The 18,731-nt window shown below is 60.7% G+C and carries 18 protein-coding genes; 6 read left to right on the top strand and 12 right to left on the bottom strand.

What is annotated here, in order from left to right:
• The first annotated feature begins 99 nt into the window (after positions 1-99).
• Both NVB75_RS09325 and NVB75_RS09320 read left to right on the top strand, forming a co-directional pair.
• The gene (locus tag NVB75_RS09325; RefSeq protein WP_017476886.1) at positions 100-1,320 is read left to right on the top strand and encodes a putative DNA modification/repair radical SAM protein; all 1,221 of its coding nucleotides are present in this window, start codon (positions 100-102) and stop codon (positions 1,318-1,320) included.
• Positions 1,317-2,147: a TIGR03915 family putative DNA repair protein gene (locus NVB75_RS09320; protein WP_258346931.1), complete on the top strand. Its 831-nt coding sequence runs from the start codon at positions 1,317-1,319 to the stop codon at positions 2,145-2,147. Before NVB75_RS09325 ends, NVB75_RS09320 begins: the two co-directional genes overlap by 4 nt.
• A gap of 114 nt (positions 2,148-2,261) precedes the next feature.
• On the opposite strand, the gene NVB75_RS09315 is transcribed toward NVB75_RS09320, so the two are convergent.
• The 7 genes from NVB75_RS09315 to ctlX all read right to left on the bottom strand — a co-directional run bounded on the left by NVB75_RS09315 (position 2,262) and on the right by ctlX (position 8,342).
• Positions 2,262-2,759 carry an Lrp/AsnC family transcriptional regulator gene (locus NVB75_RS09315; protein WP_003208571.1) on the bottom strand — a complete coding sequence of 166 codons (498 nt, stop codon included), beginning with the start codon at positions 2,757-2,759 and terminating at the stop codon, positions 2,262-2,264.
• Positions 2,760-2,771: 12 nt separating this feature from the next.
• A complete protein-coding gene (locus NVB75_RS09310; protein WP_207198363.1) occupies positions 2,772-3,617 on the bottom strand; it encodes an ABC transporter ATP-binding protein in 846 nt (281 codons plus the stop codon).
• A gap of 3 nt (positions 3,618-3,620) precedes the next feature.
• Positions 3,621-4,334, bottom strand: a complete 714-nt coding sequence (locus NVB75_RS09305; RefSeq protein WP_258346930.1) for an ABC transporter permease — start codon at positions 4,332-4,334, stop codon at positions 3,621-3,623.
• On the bottom strand, positions 4,331-5,032 hold the full coding sequence (locus tag NVB75_RS09300) for an ABC transporter permease (RefSeq protein WP_076014275.1): 702 nt from the start codon (positions 5,030-5,032) through the stop codon (positions 4,331-4,333). The genes NVB75_RS09305 and NVB75_RS09300 overlap by 4 nt, the downstream gene beginning before the upstream one ends.
• Positions 5,033-5,204: 172 nt before the next feature.
• Positions 5,205-5,984, bottom strand: a complete 780-nt coding sequence (locus tag NVB75_RS09295) for an ABC transporter substrate-binding protein (protein ID WP_167663064.1) — start codon at positions 5,982-5,984, stop codon at positions 5,205-5,207.
• A gap of 373 nt (positions 5,985-6,357) precedes the next feature.
• Positions 6,358-7,404 carry an ornithine cyclodeaminase gene (locus NVB75_RS09290; protein ID WP_258346928.1) on the bottom strand — a complete coding sequence of 349 codons (1,047 nt, stop codon included), beginning with the start codon at positions 7,402-7,404 and terminating at the stop codon, positions 6,358-6,360.
• 11 nt (positions 7,405-7,415) lie between these two features.
• Positions 7,416-8,342, bottom strand: a complete 927-nt coding sequence (ctlX, locus tag NVB75_RS09285; protein ID WP_258346927.1) for a citrulline utilization hydrolase CtlX — start codon at positions 8,340-8,342, stop codon at positions 7,416-7,418.
• 285 nt (positions 8,343-8,627) lie between these two features.
• Between ctlX and NVB75_RS09280 the strand changes: the two genes are divergently transcribed.
• Entirely contained in the window at positions 8,628-9,524 is an 897-nt protein-coding gene (locus NVB75_RS09280) for a GNAT family acetyltransferase (protein WP_258346926.1), read from the top strand.
• A 139-nt stretch (positions 9,525-9,663) separates the two neighbouring features.
• Here NVB75_RS09280 and NVB75_RS09275 read toward each other — a convergent pair whose 3' ends face one another.
• The 5 genes from NVB75_RS09275 to NVB75_RS09255 form a co-directional block, all read right to left on the bottom strand.
• The gene (locus NVB75_RS09275) at positions 9,664-10,683 is read right to left on the bottom strand and encodes a branched-chain amino acid aminotransferase (protein ID WP_093207909.1); all 1,020 of its coding nucleotides are present in this window, start codon (positions 10,681-10,683) and stop codon (positions 9,664-9,666) included.
• 227 nt (positions 10,684-10,910) lie between these two features.
• Complete coding sequence (lpdA, locus tag NVB75_RS09270) at positions 10,911-12,290, bottom strand: dihydrolipoyl dehydrogenase (RefSeq protein ID WP_258346925.1); 1,380 nt, start codon at positions 12,288-12,290, stop codon at positions 10,911-10,913.
• Positions 12,291-12,293: 3 nt separating this feature from the next.
• Positions 12,294-13,577, bottom strand: coding sequence for a dihydrolipoamide acetyltransferase family protein (locus NVB75_RS09265; protein ID WP_258346923.1), 1,284 nt, complete (start codon positions 13,575-13,577; stop codon positions 12,294-12,296).
• Positions 13,578-14,636: an alpha-ketoacid dehydrogenase subunit beta gene (locus tag NVB75_RS09260; protein WP_010166768.1), complete on the bottom strand. Its 1,059-nt coding sequence runs from the start codon at positions 14,634-14,636 to the stop codon at positions 13,578-13,580.
• A 1-nt stretch (position 14,637) separates the two neighbouring features.
• Positions 14,638-15,873, bottom strand: coding sequence for a 3-methyl-2-oxobutanoate dehydrogenase (2-methylpropanoyl-transferring) subunit alpha (locus NVB75_RS09255; RefSeq protein ID WP_258346922.1), 1,236 nt, complete (start codon positions 15,871-15,873; stop codon positions 14,638-14,640).
• A gap of 195 nt (positions 15,874-16,068) precedes the next feature.
• Between NVB75_RS09255 and NVB75_RS09250 the strand changes: the two genes are divergently transcribed.
• The 3 genes from NVB75_RS09250 to NVB75_RS09240 all read left to right on the top strand — a co-directional run bounded on the left by NVB75_RS09250 (position 16,069) and on the right by NVB75_RS09240 (position 18,668).
• A complete protein-coding gene (locus NVB75_RS09250; RefSeq protein ID WP_017476898.1) occupies positions 16,069-16,551 on the top strand; it encodes an Lrp/AsnC family transcriptional regulator in 483 nt (160 codons plus the stop codon).
• 140 nt (positions 16,552-16,691) lie between these two features.
• On the top strand, positions 16,692-16,922 hold the full coding sequence (locus tag NVB75_RS09245) for a hypothetical protein (protein ID WP_258346921.1): 231 nt from the start codon (positions 16,692-16,694) through the stop codon (positions 16,920-16,922).
• Between the two features lie 120 nt (positions 16,923-17,042).
• The gene (locus NVB75_RS09240; RefSeq protein ID WP_258346920.1) at positions 17,043-18,668 is read left to right on the top strand and encodes a methyl-accepting chemotaxis protein; all 1,626 of its coding nucleotides are present in this window, start codon (positions 17,043-17,045) and stop codon (positions 18,666-18,668) included.
• Positions 18,669-18,731 lie beyond the last annotated feature (63 nt).

The raw sequence follows: 18,731 nt of genomic DNA, 5'->3' as shown, positions 1-18,731 counted from the left end.
CTCAGGTTTATCGCGCGCAAGCTCGCTCCTACAGACGGCACTTGAACCCCGGGGCTTGCTGCTGATACTGTACAAAAAACCAGTATCGGTAGAAGCCCCATGCAGTTGATCGAAAAACTCAGCATCCTTGCCGACGCCGCCAAGTACGACGCCTCCTGCGCCAGCAGTGGCGCGCCCAAGCGCAGCTCGGAGGGCAAGGCGGGGCTGGGTTCCACCGATGGCATGGGCATCTGCCACAGCTATACGCCCGACGGTCGCTGTGTGTCGTTACTCAAGGTATTGCTGACCAACTTCTGTCTCTACGACTGCCAATACTGCGTTAACCGCCGCTCCAGCGACGTGCCCCGTGCACGCTTCAGCCCGGAGGAGGTGGTGACCCTGACCCTGGATTTCTACCGGCGTAATTGCGTGAGCGGGCTGTTTCTCAGCTCCGGCATCATCCGTTCGGCCGACTACACCATGGAGCAGTTGGTGCGGGTCGCCAAGCTCCTGCGGGAAGAGCATGACTTCCGTGGCTATATCCACCTCAAGACCATTCCCGAAGCCGACCCGGCGCTGATTGCCGAGGCGGGGCGGTATGCCGATCGCCTCAGCGTGAATATCGAGTTGCCGACGGACAAGAGCCTGCAAACCCTGGCGCCGGAGAAGCAGATCGTCTCGATCAAGCAGGCGATGCAGACCATCTACACCGGTGAACAGACCGTGCTCAACGAACCCCGCGCGCCGCGTTTCGCGCCGGCCGGGCAGAGCACGCAAATGATCGTCGGCGCCGATGACACCGACGACAGCACCATCCTCCACAGTGCCGAGGCGTTGTATGGCAATTTCAAATTGCGCCGGGTGTATTACTCGGCATTCAGCCCGATTCCCAACAGCCCGAAAAGCGTGCCCCTGGCTGCGCCGCCGCTCATGCGCGAGCACCGCTTGTATCAGGCGGATTTCCTGTTGCGCAGCTACGGGTTCAGTGCCAATGAGCTGTTTGAAGGGCCGGGTGACCTGGCCCTGGATATCGACCCGAAACTGGCCTGGGCTTTGGAGCACCGCGAGGTGTTCCCGCTGGACTTGAACCGCGCCGAGCCGACCTTGATCGCGCGCATTCCCGGGATTGGCCTGCGCACCACCCAACGGCTGGTGGACCTGCGCCGACAGCGCAAGATCCGCTTCGAGGACCTGGCGCGCATGCGTTGCGTGCTGGCCAAGGCCAAGCCGTTTTTCATCACCAGTGACTACCATCCGCAACAGGCGGAAAGCACCAGCGTGCTGCTGCGCGAACAACTGCGCGACCGTCCGCAGCCGCAGCAAATGGGGCTATGGGGATGATCAGCCTGGAATGCGACAACCTGTTCAGCACCTGGCGCGAGCAGGCGCGCTGGTTGCTCAGCCATCAGATTGACCCCAGCCATGTGAGTTGGGGCGTGGCCGAGGTGGCGGACCTGTTTGCCACGGACGAGCGGTACCCGGCCGAATGCGGGCCGTTCCAGGCACGGATTCCCAAGGCGTTGCTGGAGCTGCTGGAGTCCGCCGCGTGTTATCACGGTGAACAGCGCTGGAGCTTGTTGTATGAGGTGTTGTGGCGCGTCAGCCATGGGGACCGCACGGCGATGATGTCCGGGGACAAACTGGGCAGCGAGTTGCAGCGACGGATCAAGCAGGTGCAGCGCGAGGCTCATCATCTGCATGCGTTTGTGCGGTTTATCGCGTTGCCGGCAGAGGCGGGGCCGGAGTTGCCCGAGTACGTGGCGTGGCATGAGCCGGCCCACGATATCTTGAAGGTGGCCAGTCAGCATTTTGTCGGGCGCATGGGGCGTCATCGCTGGATGATCGCCACGCCGCTGGACGGGGTTTATTACGACGGGGAGCAGTTGATTCATCGGCGGCAATGCCCGGTGGAATGGCAGGCGTTGGCGCAGAATGTCGAGGATCCCCACAGTGCGATGTGGCTGACGTACTACAGCCATATCTTTAACCCGGCGCGGTTGAACCCCAAGGTGATGGAAGGGCATTTGCCGAGCCGGTTCTGGAAGAATCTGCCGGAGGGCAAGTTGATTCCAGGGTTGATCAGCGAGGCGCGTACGGGCAAGCAGCGGGATGGGCAGGCGAAGATGATTGGGGCGCGTCCAGGCAAGCGGATTTCAAGCGGGCAATGATCGTTCCCACGCTCCGCGTGGGAACGCCGCCCTGGACGCTCCGCGTCTGCTTTTAAAGTCGTGACGCGGAGCGTCACAGGATGCGTTCCCACGCGGAGCGTGGGAACGATCTATTCAGGCCAGTTCGGTGGCGGTGTTTTTGACGACCGCCAACTCCGGATGCGCCACCAACTTATCAATGTGCAATTCATCGTTGTTGAGCCAGGTTTCCGTCAGCACGCGGTAGTGCTCCATGTCCCGGCAGCGCATGCGCAGGCTGTAGTCGAACGGCCCGCTGATCAGTTGGCATTCGAACACTTGCGGGCAGGCTTTGACGCATGCCTCGAATGCCTTCTGCGCCGAGCGCCCGCTCTGGTTGGAGAGGGCCACCAGTACCAGCAACGACAGCCCCGGCGAAACCATCTGCACGTCGATGATCGCGCCATAACCCCGGATGACCCCGCGTCGCTCCAGCTTGCGCACCCGTTCCAGGCACGGCCTGGGCGTCAGGTGCACCAGCGACGAGAGTTTTTCGTAGGTGATGCGTCCCTGGTGCCGTAACACGTCGATGATGGCTTCATCGATGCGGTCCAGCACAGGTGAGGCGTTCGGTCCGGTGGCCTTGGTATCCATGGTGTGTGGTGTTCACTTCAATCGGTTGGAAAGAAATTGCTGCAAGCGTTCGCTGTTCGGCTGGTCGAGGATTTCGGCTCCGCCTTGTTCCTCGACGCGGCCCTGGTGCAGGAACAGCACTTGGCTGGACACCTGGCGGGCAAAGCCCATTTCGTGGGTGACCATGAGCATGGTACGACCTTCCTCCGCCAACGTCTGTATGACTTTAAGGACTTCTCCTACAAGTTCAGGGTCGAGGGCCGAGGTGGGTTCGTCGAACAGAATAATCTCCGGTTCCATCGCCAGGGCCCGGGCGATGGCCACGCGCTGTTGCTGGCCACCGGAGAGGAAGGCCGGATATTGATCCGCCACCCGGCCCGGCAGGCCGACCTTGTCGAGGTACAGGCGGGCGCGTTTTTCCGCCTCGGCGGCGCTTACGCCGAGCACCCGGCGCGGGGCCATGGTGATGTTTTCCAGCACGGTCATGTGGCTCCACAGGTTGAAGTGCTGGAACACCATGGCCAGGCGGGTGCGCAGGTTCTGCAATTGCGCCTGGTGCGGCGCGCGGGTGCCGGCGCGGCCTGGCTGCATTTCGATGCTGATGCCGTCGAGGGTGATGACCCCGGCGTCCGGCTGTTCGAGGAAGTTGATGCAGCGCAGCATCGTGCTTTTACCGGAGCCGCTGGCACCGATCAGGCTGATCACGTCGCCATTGCGCGCGTTCAGTGAGACGCCCTTGAGCACCTCATGCTCGCCATAGCGTTTGTGCAGACCTTCGACCTGGAGTTTGACGTTGGCGTTTTCTGCCACGGCGACCGGTTGGGTAGCAGGGCGTACATCGGTGGGATAAGCGGCCAGGGCCTGCGCGGACTGATTCATGGGTTAGCCTCGGGTAGGAACAAGAAAACGCATCCAGCGACGTTCGGCCAGTCGAAACAGGCCCACCAGTGCAAAGGACAGCAGCATGTACAACAGGGCCGCGATGCCGAAGGCCTGGAACGTCAGGAACGTCTCGGCGTTGGCATCGCGGGCCACCTTGAGGATGTCGGCGATGGTGGCGGTAAACGCCAGGGAGGTCGCGTGCAGCATCAGGATCATTTCGTTGCTGTAGGCCGGCAGTGCACGGCGCAGTGCGGCGGGCACCACCACGAACAGGTTCAGGCGCCAGCCGTGCAGGCCGTAGGCCTTGGCAGCTTCGATCTCGCCGTGGGGAATGTTGCGGATCGCCCCGGCAAAGATCTCCACGGTGTAGGCGCAGGTGTTCAGCACAAACGCCAGCAGCGTGCAGTTCAGCGCATTGCGGAAAAACTGGTTGAGCAGGGCGTTGTCCTGCACCACCTCCAGGCCATAGAGGCCGGTGTAGCAAATCAGCAACTGGATATACAGCGGCGTGCCGCGAAACAGGTAGGTGTATACCTCCACCGGCCAGCGAACCCAGAAGTGTTCCGAGACCCGGGCGATCGCCAGCGGGATCGACAGGAAGAAGCCCAACACCACCGAGATAATGAACAGCCACAGGGTCATGGCCACTCCGGAGAGGCCATTGCCGTCGGTGAACAGGTAGGCGAGGCCGTATTGCTGGATCAGTTCGATCATCGCGCCATCCCCTTGATGCCCACGTTGTAGCGCCGTTCCAGGCGTTTGAAGATGCGGTTGGAGAGGGTGGTGATCACCAGGTACACCAGGCCCGCGAGGATCAGGAAATACAGCGGGTCGTTGGTGGTCTTGCCAGCGTTTTGCGCGGCCTTGACCAGGTCCGACAGGCCGATGATCGACACCAGCGCCGTGGACTTGAGCAGCACCAGCCAGTTATTGCCCAGGCCCGGCAGGGCAAAGCGCATCAGTTGCGGGAACAACACCAGGCGAAAGCGCTGCCAGCGGCTCAGGCCGTAGGCGGTCGCGGCTTCCAGTTGGCCGGCGGGTACGCTGAGAATTGCCCCGCGAAAGTTCTCAGTGAAATACGCACCGTAGATAAACCCGAGGGTGATGACACCAGCGGTGAACGGGTCGATTTCGAAGTAAGCCCAGCCGAGCATTTCACTCAGGTCGTTGAGCCACAGTTGCAGGCTGTAGAAAATCAGCAGGATCAGCACCAGGTCCGGCACGCTGCGAATCAGCGTGGTGTAGAGCGTGGCCGGAACCCGCAGCAGCTTGACGCTGGAGAGCTTGGCAGCGGCGGCGATCAGGCCCAGGGACAGGCTCAGCAGCAGCGCCAGGAACGCCAGCTTGACCGTCATCCAGGCACCCTGAGCCAGCAACGGGCCGAAGCCTTGCAAGTTGAGGAATTCATTCACGGGGGAGATCTCTGTGGTGTGGAACAACGCATCACGGCCCCCCGGTAGCAGCTGTCGAGCCCCAGCGAGGCTGCGTCAGGCGCGCCTCGGTGCCCAGCCTGGCTCGAGAACGGCGGCGTGGCCGACGCAGCCTCGCTGGGGCTCGACAGCTGCTACGGAGGGAACGTTGTTTTTACTCGTTGTAGATGTCCTGATCGCCGAAGTATTTCTTCTGGATCTGTGTGTAGGTGCCATCGGCCTGGACGGCGGCGATGCCCTTGTTGATCAGCTCCACCAACTCCTTGTCGTTCTTGCGCAGGCCCATGGCGATGTCGAGCGGCAGGGTCGGGTCCTTGAAGGCCGGGCCGGTCTTGAAGTCGGCGCCTTCAGGCTTGGACAGGAAGTTGAGTTGGGCTTCGAGCTTGTCGGTCAGGGTAGCGTCCAGGCGACCGTTTTGCAGGTCGGCGTAGTTCTGCTCCTGGGACTGGTAAGCCTTGATCTGCGCGCCCAGCTTGGCCAGGTGTGCACGGGCGTAGGCTTCCTGCAGCGAGCCTTGCAGCACGCCGACCTGTTTGCCTTTCAGGGATTCCGGGGTGTCGCCGAAGTCGGCGCTTTTGCGGGTGATCACCGAGGTCGGGCTGAGGAACAGGCGGTCGCTGAAGTCGATGACTTTCTGGCGGGCCGGGGTCACGGCCATGGAGGACATGATGGCGTCGAACTTGCGGGCGCGCAGGGCCGGGATCATGCCGTCGAATTCGTTGTGGACCCACACGCATTTGACTTCAAGCTTGGCGCAGATGGCGTTGCCCAGGTCGATGTCGAAACCTTGCAGGCTGCCGTCGGCGGCGACGGATTCAAACGGTGGGTATTCGGGGAAGACCCCAAAGCGGATTTCTTTCCATTCCTGAGCCTGGGCAGCGGTGGCGGCCAATGGCAGGAGCAGCGCAGCGAAAAGTGATCGGAGCGGAGTCATGTGTATTCCCTATATTTTGTAATTGATGTCAGGGCAGTAGAAAACTGAACGCTAAGGTGAATAGGCTTTTTGTGGTGAGGGAGGTTGATCCCGCTGAGTTGCGTAGCGGCCTCAAAATCCTGGGAGCGCTACGCACTCCAGCGGGAGCAAGCTCCTCGCCACATTGGGCTGCCTCACCACATTGGGCTGTTTGTGGTCAGAGAGAATGCTTCAAGATGGTGCGTTTTTTGTGTCGTTTACCCCTGCCGCGGCGCGCGGAATGTGCTGTTAAAACGCGCACTACAGCGGAAACGGCTGTCGCACCCGCTAAATCGGCTTGTCGGTGAGGTTTTTCCGGCCTGCCCCTCACGCAAAGCAGCAGGCCAGAGCGGTCTCAGGCGCGCTTTTTCTGCTGTGCGGCCGGTGCTTGTGCCAGGCGGGCAAACAGGTCCTTGGGGTCGGCCAGGTCCGGCACCAGTTCCAGTTCGCTGCCCACGTCCAGCGCCTTGGCCACATCCAGTACGTAGCGCAGGGCGGAGTAGTCTTCGATGGCAAAACCCACCGAGTCGAACAGGGTGACCTGGCGCGCATTTTCACGGCCCGGGGCCTGGCCGTTGATCACTTGCCACAGTTCGGTGACCGGCGAATCTTCCGGCATGTGCTGGATTTCGCCTTCGATGCGGCTTTGAGGTTCGTACTCGACGATCACACGGGCACGTTCGACGATTCGTCGGTCCAGCTCGGTCTTGCCCGGGCAGTCGCCGCCGACGGCATTAAGGTGCATGCCCGGCTCGATCATCTCGTCCGTGAGGATGGTGGCGTAGGCCTTGTCGGCGGTGACGGTGGTGACAATGTCGGCACCTTTCACGGCTTCGGCCACGCTGCCTGCCAGGATCACCTTGATCGCCGGGAAGGCTTTGAGGTTGGCGGCCAGTTTGGCGGTGGCCTTGGCGTCGATGTCGAACAGGCGGATTTCAGTGATGCCCAGCATCGCGTGGAAGGCCAGGGCCTGGAACTCGCTCTGGGAGCCGTTGCCGATCAGCGCCATGCTGCGGCTGTTGTCCCGGGCCAGGTAGCGCGCCACCAGGGCCGAGGTGGCGGCCGTGCGGATCGCGGTGGACAGGGTCATTTCCGCCAGCAGCACCGGTTTGCCGGTGTCCACATCACCCAGGGCGCCGAAGGCCATGACGGTGAGCATGCCGCTCTGAGTGTTTTTCGGGTGGCCATTCACGTATTTGAAGGCGTACAGCGACGCGTCGGACACCGGCATCAGCTCGATCACGCCCTCGGGGGAATGGTTGGCCAGGCGTGCGCATTTTTCAAAGTCCTGCCAGCGCAGGTAGTCGGCGCGGATGTACTCGGCCATCTCGGTAATGCAGGTTTGCAGGCCTTTTTGCGAAACCAGGTAGCTCAAGTCGTTGACGTCGATATAGCGGGTCATGGGAAGACTCCTTATTGAAATGAGGGGCGGGCGGGCAGATGTACTTCCGCCAACATGCAGCGGGCACTGCCGCCGCCGATGCGTTCGATGTTGTCGATGTTCACCACCACCGGCCGGGTGTGGCGTTCCACGTGCTGGCGCTGGGCGGGCTTGAGGGAGCCCCAGGCACTGGCCGACATCACCAGCAGCGGCTGGCCGTCGCGGTCATGGACTTCGAGCATGTTGCCGGCGAAGGCTTCCAGTTGGTCGAAGTCCAGGGCGACGATGTCTTTGCCGGTGTCCCGCAGGGAGCGTTCCAGGGCCTGGCGCTCGTGGTCATCGGGCAGGGCTTGCAGGCACACCACGGAGAGGTCGCGGCCGACACTCATCATTACGTTGCTGTGGTAGATCGGCGCGTGGTGACGGTCGACGGCGTGGAATACGCAGACCTGGTAGTCCAGGCGTTCGGCGAACTGGCGCAGGGCATCCTGATGGGTCCGTCCGGAATGGCAGGCGTAGCTGATGCGGTGCTGGCGGTCGAGGACCATGCTGCCGGTGCCTTCGAGGAACATGTTCTGTTGTTCGAGGTGGCTGAGGTCGATGGTGTTTTTGATCGCGAAGCGCTGCTCCAGTACTTGCAGCACGCCTTTGTCGCGTTCCAGTCGTCGGTTCCGGCCTTCCATCGGGTACAGCACCAGGCTGCCATCGGCGTGGCTGCTCCACCAGTTGTTGGGGAAGATCGAATCCGGGGTATGGGGCGCGGGGGTGTCTTGTACCACCAGCACTTCCACGCCGTGATGGCGCAGGGTGTCGACGTAGCCGTCGAACTCTTCCAGCGCTTTCTGCTGTGCGGCCAATGGGTCGAGGGGCGCGCGCTGGAAGCGGTTGTTGATCGCGGTGTCCGGGTTAAAGGCGAAGTGCGCCGGGCGGATCATCAGGACGGTGTTGGTGGTTTGCATGGGTGCACGGGTCCATGGGTTGGGCAGTGAGGCTATTTTGTGCGGGGTGAAGGAAGAATCCCGGCTGAACTGAGGGGGTGGCTCAGCCGGGAAAGCTGAAAAGTGGGGTGGGGCAGCCGAATCGGCTGTAGGGGTGAGTGGAGATCAAAATGTGGGAGCGGGCTTGCTCGCGAAAGCGGTGGGTCAGTTAATAAATTCGGTGGCTGATACACCGCCTTCGCGAGCAAGCCCGCTCCCACATTGGTATTGTGTTGCCTGAGGTATTTTTGTCTGGATGGAGAAACCATGCCCACTGAAGTTCGTCTCGCCCAAACCACCGATGCCGAGGGCATCAGCCAGGTCATTCTGGCGGCCCTGCATGACAGCAATGCCCGGGATTATCCGGCTGATGTGATTGCGCGGGTGGCGAGCAACTTTACCCCCGAGGCGGTGCTGGGGCTGCTCGCTCGCCGAACAGTGCTGGTGGCGACGCAAGATAAAGTCATCGTCGCGACAGCGGCTCTCGATGGCAACGTGGTGCGTTCGGTGTTCGTCAATCCGGCGCTGCAAGGGCAGGGCATCGGGCGTTTGTTGATGATTGAAATCGAGCTGCGCGCCCGGGAAGCGGGAGTGACGACGCTGCATGTGCCATCTTCCCTGACCGCCGAGCCGTTCTACACCAAGCTGGGGTTCCACACGGTGCGCGATGTCTACCATGGCAATGAGCGCACGCTGGTGATGGAGAAGGGGTTGTCATCCCGTCATCCCATCGGCGCCTATCGGGACCGTGCGCATCGGGCGCAGGTGGTAGCGCTGTGGCAGGCGGCGTTTGGTTATGACGCAGCTCACAACCTGCCGGGCTTGGCGATCGACAAGAAGCTGGCGGTCAACGATGGGTTGTTCTTTGTGGCTACCGACAAGAAAGCGGTGATCGGCACCATCCTCGCCGGCTACGACGGGCATCGCGGCTGGCTGTATTCGGTGGCGGTGCATCACGATTATCGTCGCCAGGGCCTGGGCGCTTCGCTGGTGCGGCATGCGGAGCAGGCGTTGACGGCGTTGGGCTGCATGAAGATCAACCTGCAGATCACCAGCGGCAATGATGCGGTGATGGGGTTTTATGAGGCGCTGGGTTATGGCGTCGAGCCGCGGATCAGCATGGGCAAGAAGATCCTGGAAAACATCCCGACGGATAAAGCCTGAACGTCGGTTTTCCAAACGCTGAAATCAAATGTGGGAGCGGGCTTGCTCGCGAATCCGGTGGATCAGTCAATAAATCTGTCGACTGACACTCCGTATTCGCGAGCAAGCCCGCTCCCACAGTTTGGTTTTGCAGTGTTGCTTAGACCTTGACGATCCAGCCTGCAGGCGCTTCAACGTCGCCGGACTGCACGCCGGTCAGCTCTTTGTAGAGCTTCTGGGTGACCGGGCCGACTTCTTTTTCGCTGTAGAACACGTGCAGCTTGTCTTTGTACTCGATGCCGCCGATCGGGGTGATCACGGCGGCGGTGCCGCAGGCGCCGGCTTCCTTGAAGTCCGACAGCTTGTCGATCAGCACGTCGCCTTCAACCACTTCCAGGCCCAGGCGGGATTTGGCCAGTTCGATCAGCGACAGGCGGGTGATGCCTGGCAACACCGACGGCGAGTTCGGGGTGACGAACTTGTTGTCGTGGGTGATCCCGAAGAAGTTGGCCGAGCCGACTTCTTCGATTTTCGAGTGGGTGGCCGGGTCGAGGTAGATGCAGTCGGCGAAGTTGGCTTTTTTCGCCAGGGAACCGGGCATCAGGCTGGCGGCGTAGTTGCCACCGACCTTGGCGGCGCCGGTGCCGTTCGGTGCGGCACGGTCGTAACCGGAGATCAGGAAGTTGTGCGGGGTCAGGCCGCCCTTGAAGTAGGCGCCCACCGGGATGCAGAAGATCGAGAAGATGAACTCTGGTGCGGTGCGCACGCCGATGTTGTCACCGGTGCCGATCACGAACGGGCGCAGGTACAGCGCGCCGCCGGTGCCGTACGGCGGGATGAACCGCTCGTTGGCACGGACTACTGCTTTGCAGGCTTCGATAAAGGCGTCGGTCGGCACTTGTGGCATCAGCAGGCGACCACAGCTGCGCTGCATGCGCGCGGCGTTCTGGTCCGGACGGAACAGGTTGATCGAACCGTCCTTGCAGCGATAGGCCTTGAGGCCTTCAAAGCATTGCTGGCCGTAGTGCAGGGCGGTGGAGCCCTCGCTGATGTGCAGCACGTTGTCGTCGGTCAGGGTGCCTTCTTGCCAGGCGCCGTCCTTCCAGGTCTGGAGGAAACGCTTGTCGGTCTTGATGTAGTCAAAACCCAGCTTGTCCCAATTGATGCTTTCGTTACCCATGACACCCTCTATCTTTTGTCAACCGCCTGGTCGAAGGCAGGCTTATGGTTTATTTCTGGATGGGCGCAACAATACTTCATTCCCCGGTGCGTTCGCACCCCCTGTAGGAGCGAGCTTGCTCGCGAAGGTCGTGAACGATGACGCTGGAAACCTGCTGCCCAGCGGTGTTCTCGGGTTTTTCGCGAGCAAGCTCGCTCCTACAGTTGGGAGTTGGGTGTGATCGCCGATTACATATGCAATGCATGCCCCAGGGCCCGCAGTGCCGCTTCCTGTACCGCTTCGCCGAGGGTTGGGTGGGCGTGAATCGTGCCCGCCACGTCTTCCAGGCGTGATCCCATTTCCAGGCTCAGGCCGAAGGCCGTGGACAATTCCGAGACGCCCACGCCTACCGCCTGCCAGCCGACGATCAGGTGGTTGTCGCGGCGCGCCACTACCCGCACGAAGCCGGTTTTCGACTCCAGGGTCATGGCCCGGCCATTGGCGGCGAACGGGAAGCTCGACACGATGCAGTCCAGCCCGGCGGCCTTGGCCTCGTCCGGGGTCTTGCCGACCACCACCAGTTCCGGGTCGGTGAAGCACACCGCCGGGATCGCGGCCGGGTTGAATTCGCGGGATTTACCGCTGATCAGTTCGGCCACCATTTCGCCCTGGGCCATGGCGCGGTGGGCGAGCATCGGCTCACCGCTGAGGTCGCCGATGGCCCACACATTACGCATGCTGGTCTGGCAGCGGCTGTCGATCTTGATCGCCGAGCCGTTCATGTCCAGGTTCAAGGCTTCGAGGTTCCAGCCCTGGGTGTTGGGTTTGCGACCAACGGCAACCAGCACCTGGTCGGTTTCCAGCGACAGCGTCTCGCCGTTGGGATCACGCACTTGCAGGGTGTTGTGTTCAAAGCCGGTGACGCTGTGTTTCAGGAACACCTTCACCCCCAACTGCTTGAGGGATTCGGCCACCGGCTGGGTCAGTTCGGCGTCGTAGGCCGGCAGTATCCGGTCTTGCGCCTCAACCACGCTGACGTCTGCACCGAGCTTGCGATAGGCAATCCCCAGCTCCAGGCCGATATAGCCACCGCCCACCACGATCAAGCGTTTAGGGATGCGTTTCGGCGCCAGGGCTTCGGTGGAGGAGATGATCGGCCCGCCAATCGGCAGCATCGGCAGGTTGACGCTTTTCGAGCCGGTGGCCAGCAACAGGTGTTCGCACTGGATGCGCTGGTCGCCGACGTCGACGGTCTTGCCATCGACAACCTTGGCCCAGCCATGAATGACCTGGACCTTGTGTTTTTTCAGCAGCGCGGCAACGCCGGTGGTCAGGCGGTCAACGATCCCGTCTTTCCATTCCACGCTTTTACTGATGTCCAGGGTCGGCACATCGACCTCGATACCCAACGGCGAGCCCTGGCTGTGGTGCACGGTTTGCTGGAACTGTTCGGCAACATGGATCAGTGCCTTGGACGGAATGCAGCCGATATTCAGGCAGGTACCGCCCAGCGATTGACCTTCCACCAGGATGGTCGGGATGCCCAGCTGGCCGGCGCGAATCGCTGCCACGTAACCGCCAGGCCCGCCGCCGATAATCAGTAGGGTGGTGTGCAATGTTTGAGACATGGGTTACTCCAGGAACAGGCTGGCGGGTTGTTCGAGCAGGCCACGGATGGCCTGGATGAATTGCGCCGCGTCCATGCCATCGACCACCCGGTGATCGAAGGAACTGGAGAGGTTCATCATCTTGCGGATCACGATCTGGCCCTTGATCACCATCGGCCGCTCGACGATGCGGTTGACCCCGATGATGGCCACTTCGGGCAGGTTCAGCACCGGGGTGCTGACGATCCCGCCCAATGCGCCCAGGCTGGTCAGGGTAATGCTCGAACCCGACAGCTCATCGCGACTGGCCTTGCCATTGCGCGCAGCATTCGCCAGCCGATTGATTTCTTCCGCCGTGCCCCACAGGTTGCGGGCTTCGGCGTGACGCACCACCGGCACCATCAGGCCGACATCGCTCTGGGTGGCGACGCCCACATGCACCGCGCCGAGGCGGGTGATGACCTGGGCTTCGTCGTCATAACGCGCATTGATTTGCGGGTAGTCGCGCAATGCGACGACCATGGCGCGCACCAGGAACGGCAGCAGGGTCAGCTTGCCGCGGGTGGCGCCGTGTTTCTCGTTGAGGTGCACGCGCAACTCGTCGAGGGCCGTGACGTCGATCTCTTCCACGTAGCTGAAATGCGCGGCGCGCCGGGTGGCGTCCTGCATGCGCTGGGCGATCTTGCGGCGCATGCCGATCACCGGGATTTGCTGCTCGTCGTTGCGTTCGGCGTACGGGTTGGACGCACCGGAATTTTTCGCCGGACCCTGGAGCAAGTAAGCGTCCAGATCTTCATGCAGAATCCGGCCGGCCGGGCCTGAGCCCTGGACCAGTCGTAGCTGGATGCCAGCATCCAGCGCATGTTTGCGCACGGCCGGGGAGGCCAGCGGGCGGTCATCGGCCTCGCGAGCCACGGGCGCTTGCGCAGCCGCCACCGCAGGTTTGGCTGCCGGCTTGGGCTCAACTACCGGCGCGGCATTGGCTTCGACTTTCGGTGCAGGAGCCGGTGCAGGCGCGACCTCTTCAACCACCGCCGACAACGCCGACTCCCTGGTATTGCCTGCGCCTTCCACTTCGATACTGATCAAAATACTGCCCACCGCCATGACTTCGCCCGGCTCGCCGCCGAGGGAAATCACCTTGCCGTGCACCGGCGAAGGAATGTCCACCATGGCCTTGTCGGTCATCACGTCCGCCAGCACCTGGTCTTCTACCACCAGGTCGCCGACCTTGACGTGCCATACCGACAATTCAACTTCTGCGATGCCTTCGCCAATGTCCGGCATCTTGATAACGTGCGTGCCCATTCAGACCTCCATAACCCGATGCAAAGCCGCGCCCACTCGGGTCGGGCCAGGGAAATACGCCCACTCTTGCGCGTGCGGGTAGGGGGTGTCCCAACCGGTGACGCGCTCGATTGGCGCTTCCAGGTAGTGGAAGCAGTGCTCCTGCACCAGCGCCACCAGCTCGGCGCCGAACCCGCAGGTACGGGTGGCTTCGTGAACGATCACGCAGCGGCGGGTTTTCTTCACGGAATTGACGATGGTTTCCAGGTCCAGCGGCCACAGGCTGCGCAGGTCGATGACTTCAGCATCGATGCCGGTTTCTTCAGCGGCGACTTGCGAGACATACACGGTGGTGCCGTAGGTGAGGATGGTCACGTCCTTGCCCGGGCGGGCGATGGCGGCCACGTCCAGCGGCACGGTGTAGTAACCGTCCGGCACTTGCGCTTGCGGATGCTTCGACCACGGGGTTACCGGGCGGTCGTGGTGGCCGTCGAACGGGCCGTTATACAGGCGCTTGGGTTCGAGGAAGATCACCGGGTCATCGTTTTCGATAGAGGCGATCAGCAGGCCCTTGGCGTCGTACGGGTTGGACGGCATCACCGTGCGCAGGCCGCAGACCTGGGTGAACACCGCTTCAATACTCTGGCTGTGGGTCTGGCCGCCGTAGATGCCGCCGCCGCAGGGCATGCGCATGGTCAGGGGCGCAGTGAACTGGCCGGCCGAGCGATAACGCAGGCGGGCCGCTTCGGAAATGATCTGGTCGGTGGCGGGGTATACGTAGTCGGCGAACTGAATCTCGGCCACCGGCCGCAGGCCATAGGCGCCCATGCCGACCGCCACGCCGACGATCCCGCTTTCGGAGATCGGTGCGTCAAACACCCGCGAGGTGCCGTATTTGTTCTGCAAGCCTTCGGTGCAACGGAACACGCCGCCGAAGTAACCGACGTCCTGGCCGAACACCACCACATTGTCGTCTCGCTCAAGCATCACATCCATGGCCGAGCGCAAGGCCTGGATCATGGTCATGGTCGTGGTGGTCATGGCGGTTTCCAGCTGGATATTGTTGTTGTGATCGTTCATGTCAGATCCCCAACTCTTGACGCTGGCGCTTCAAGTGCTCCGGCATCTCTTTATAAACGTCTTCGAACATGGTCGCGGCGCTTGGAATCTGGCCACCGGCCAGGGTGCCGTACTGTTCGGCTTCTTTCTGGGCCTTGATCACTTCGGCTTCAAGTTCGGCACTGACCGCCGCGTGTTCCTCTTCGGACCACTGACCCATCTTGATCAGGTGCTGCTTGAGGCGGGCAATCGGGTCGCCCAGCGGGAAGTGGCTCCAGTCGTCGGCGGGACGGTATTTGGACGGGTCATCGGAAGTGGAGTGCGGGCCGGCGCGGTAGGTCACCCACTCGATCAGGGTTGGCCCCAGGTTGCGGCGGGCGCGTTCGGCGGCCCAGGCGGAGGCCGCGTACACCGCGACAAAATCGTTGCCGTCCACCCGCAGGGAGGCGATGCCGCAACCTACGCCGCGTCCGGCAAAGGTCGTGGCTTCACCGCCGGCGATGGCCTGGAAGGTGGAGATCGCCCACTGGTTGTTCACTACGTTAAGGATGACCGGCGCCCGGTACACGTGGGCGAAGGTGAGGGCGGTGTGGAAGTCGGATTCAGCGGTGGCGCCGTCGCCGATCCAGGCCGAGGCAATCTTGGTATCGCCCTTGATCGCCGAGGCCATTCCCCAGCCCACGCCCTGGACGAACTGGGTGGCGAGGTTGCCGGAAATCGTGAAGAAGCCGAAGTCTTTTACCGAGTACATGATCGGCAACTGACGGCCCTTGAGCGGATCGCGCTCGTTGGACAGCAGTTGGCAGATCAGGTCCACCAGCGGCACTTCGCGGGCCATCAGGATGCTTTGCTGACGGTAGGTGGGGAAACACATGTCGTCGATGTTCAAGGCCAGGGCCTGGGCGCTGCCGATGGCTTCTTCGCCAAGGCTTTGCATATAGAACGACATCTTTTTCTGACGCTGGGCGACCACCATGCGGTTGTCGAAGATCCGCGTCTTGAGCATGGCGCGCATGCCCTTGCGCAGAATTTCCACCGGCACACCTTCAGCCCACGGGCCGAGGGCCTGGCCCTGATCGTCGAGCACGCGAATCAGGCCCTTGGCCAGGTCGGCGGTGTCGGCGGGTTCCACGTCAATTGGGGGTTTGCGCACCGTGCCTGCGTCAGTCAGGCGCAGGTAGGTAAAGTCGGTCTTGCAGCCTGGTCGGCCTGAGGGTTCAGGGACGTGCAGGCGCAGTGGTTCATACTGCTGAGTCATGGCTTTCTACGCTCTATCTTGTGAATTTCTTGTAGTGGGCGCGGTAGCTGACAGTCCGTCTTCGGGTAGAAGAAATCTTGTCCTACAACAATCATAGGCTCGCGGCAGGAGAATATTTATCTCTGTTTCGTTGCGTTGGAGATCATTTGGGGATAAAAAAACTGCATAAACATAATAAACAGGTGGTTTTGTCTCATGCGCAAACTGGACCGTATCGATATCGGCATTCTGAACGCCCTTCAGGAGAACGCCCGCATCACCAACGCCGACCTGGCCCGCTCGGTCAACCTGTCGCCCACGCCATGTTTCAACCGGGTCAAGGCGATGGAAGAATTGGGGCTGATTCGCGACCAGGTGACACTGCTGGACGCCGACCTGCTGGGGCTGCACGTCAATGTGTTCATCCACGTCAGCCTGGAAAAGCAGAACGAGCTGGCGTTGCAGCAATTTGAAGGGGCGATTTCGGATCGCCCCGAAGTGATGGAGTGCTACCTGATGGCCGGAGATCCCGACTATTTGATTCGAGTACTGGTGCCGACCATCCAGTCTTTGGAGCGCTTCATGATGGACTTTTTGACCAAAGTCCCGGGTGTCGCCAACATCCGCTCCAGTTTTGCCCTCAAGCAAGTACGTTATAAAACGGCGTTGCCGTTGCCGCCAGGTGGATTGATGGTCTGATAAACCTGCCAAGGCTATCCGTTTAGATATAAATGGGCTCTCATCTCATTCATTAGTGCTGAGGGGCTATTTATAAATTTGATCTTCAGTGCGCAGATTCGGGCAACTGCTAAGCTCCTATTTTAAATGGGAGCGGTGTCATGGAAAATCAGGATCTGGTATGCCGCGCGCTCTACGAGTTCAACTTAACCCAACTATCTATTGTGGCCGCACTCGAGGACATGACGGCGTTAGTTGGGAAGGTTTCCTATCTGTCGCCGGAAGTTGTCGACTCCTTGAATCGTCATCTTGAAACCGTCGGACGCAATTGCGACCGCTCGTGTGAGGCGATGTACGCTCTGGTTACCCTGAAAGCAGAAATGCCCGACTGACGTTGGGACTCTTTCTGTTTTTAAAGAAAGGTTGTGCTTCAAGTTGAGCATTTTTTACAACGATTAAACATATTAACGTCATAAGACGTTGCGCTGTTGGGCTGAAGAAGGGTAAGCCGAATGTTCATGAGATCCTTGACGTTGAGTGTTCGCACCACACTTTGTTTTGGTGTGATTTGTATTTTCTTGTTAATGCAAGGAGGCGTGACGCTGGTTAAAGTTGAGAAGATTTATTCGTCAACCGTGGACGTTGGAACTAATTGGCTGCCCAGTGTTAGTTTGGCGGGAAGTATAAATTCGAGCTTTTACAATCTTCGTCTGGACTTGCGTCGTTTTGCCATCGACCGTGCTCGTCAGGAACCAGCGTCAGTCCAAAGGTTAAGGGATTTCAGTTTACAAACCATCAAACTCGCGGGGAGCTATGCACCCTTTGCATCGACACCTGAAGAACAGTCCAAATACACTGAAATGTTAGACGGTATGCGAGTTTACAACGAAAAAGTCGAGGACTTGATCGCCCGTGCCGGCACGCTGTCTATCGATGAGTTTGCGGCGTACTTGCGTGAAGTTAATACTCCCATCGCTCTCAAGGTGCAGGGCTCCATTACCGATTTGATCGCGATCAATGAGAAAGGAGCGAAGGAAGCGGCGCAAAGGGCATCCGATGAGGTGCATATGACCCGTTTGTTTACCTGGGGATTGATGGTGGGGGCTGTGTTGTTGACAGTGGTAGTGGCGCGCCTGTTTTCCCAGAGCGTTATTATTCCGGTGCGTGAGCTGTTGGTATCGACCACCAAGATTGCCGAAGGTGATTTGCGAGTGGCCATCGCTATCAGCGGCAAGGATGAACTGACAGCGCTGCAGCAATCCACCGCTGCCATGCAAATGAACCTGAAAACTACCTTGCTGCATATCTCCGAAGCCTCCGGGCAGTTGGCCTCTGCGGCAGAAGAAATGAGTTCAATCACCCGGGAATCTACTGCGGGTATTGAACGTCAGAGTATGGAGACTGACCAGGCGGCGACTGCCGTCAATCAGATGACTGCCGCCGTAGAGGAAGTGGCCAGGAATGCTGTTTCCGCCTCTCACTCTACCCAGGACTCCCAACGCGCTGCGAAAGTCGGCCAGGAGCGCGTCACGCAAACCATTGCTTCGATTGAAAAGTTGAGTGCCACAGTGCAGCAGACCGGGCTGGAGGTCGAAGGCTTGGCGATGCAGGCACAGGATATTGCACGGGTGGTCGAGGTTATCCGTTCCATTGCCGAGCAAACCAACCTGCTCGCGTTGAACGCCGCCATTGAAGCCGCCAGGGCTGGTGAGCAAGGAAGGGGCTTTGCGGTAGTGGCTGACGAAGTGAGAGCACTGGCCCATCGCACGCAAACGTCCACGCAGGAAATCGAGCAGATGATTGCGAAAATCCAGACCTGCTCCAGCGAGGCGGTGTCTTCCATGGTGCTTAACCGCAGTGAAGCGGTGGAATCGTTGAAAATCGCCCATGAAGCGGGCCTGGCCATTACCCAGATCACCGAGGCCATTTCCGATATCAATGAACGAAACCTGCTGATTGCCACAGCCTCGGAAGAGCAGGCACACGTGGCGCGCTCCGTGGACCAGAACCTGATCAGCATTCGTGACTTGTCCATCCAGAGTTCATCGGCGGCGGGGCAGACGTCCATCGCCAGTCATGAACTGTCCAAGTTGGCCGTTGACCTCAAGCAGATCGTTTCGAAGTTTTCCGTGAGTTGATCGAGGGCGTGTGTTGCAGGACTTCGCCTGGCCGACAGCGCATTTTGGCCAGGCCTGAAGTGC

Source organism: Pseudomonas sp. CBS (genome assembly GCF_024734645.1).
Classification (GTDB): domain Bacteria; phylum Pseudomonadota; class Gammaproteobacteria; order Pseudomonadales; family Pseudomonadaceae; genus Aquipseudomonas.
The sequence above is the reverse complement of the archived record's forward strand: the minus strand, read 5'-3'. Positions and strand labels throughout refer to the sequence as shown.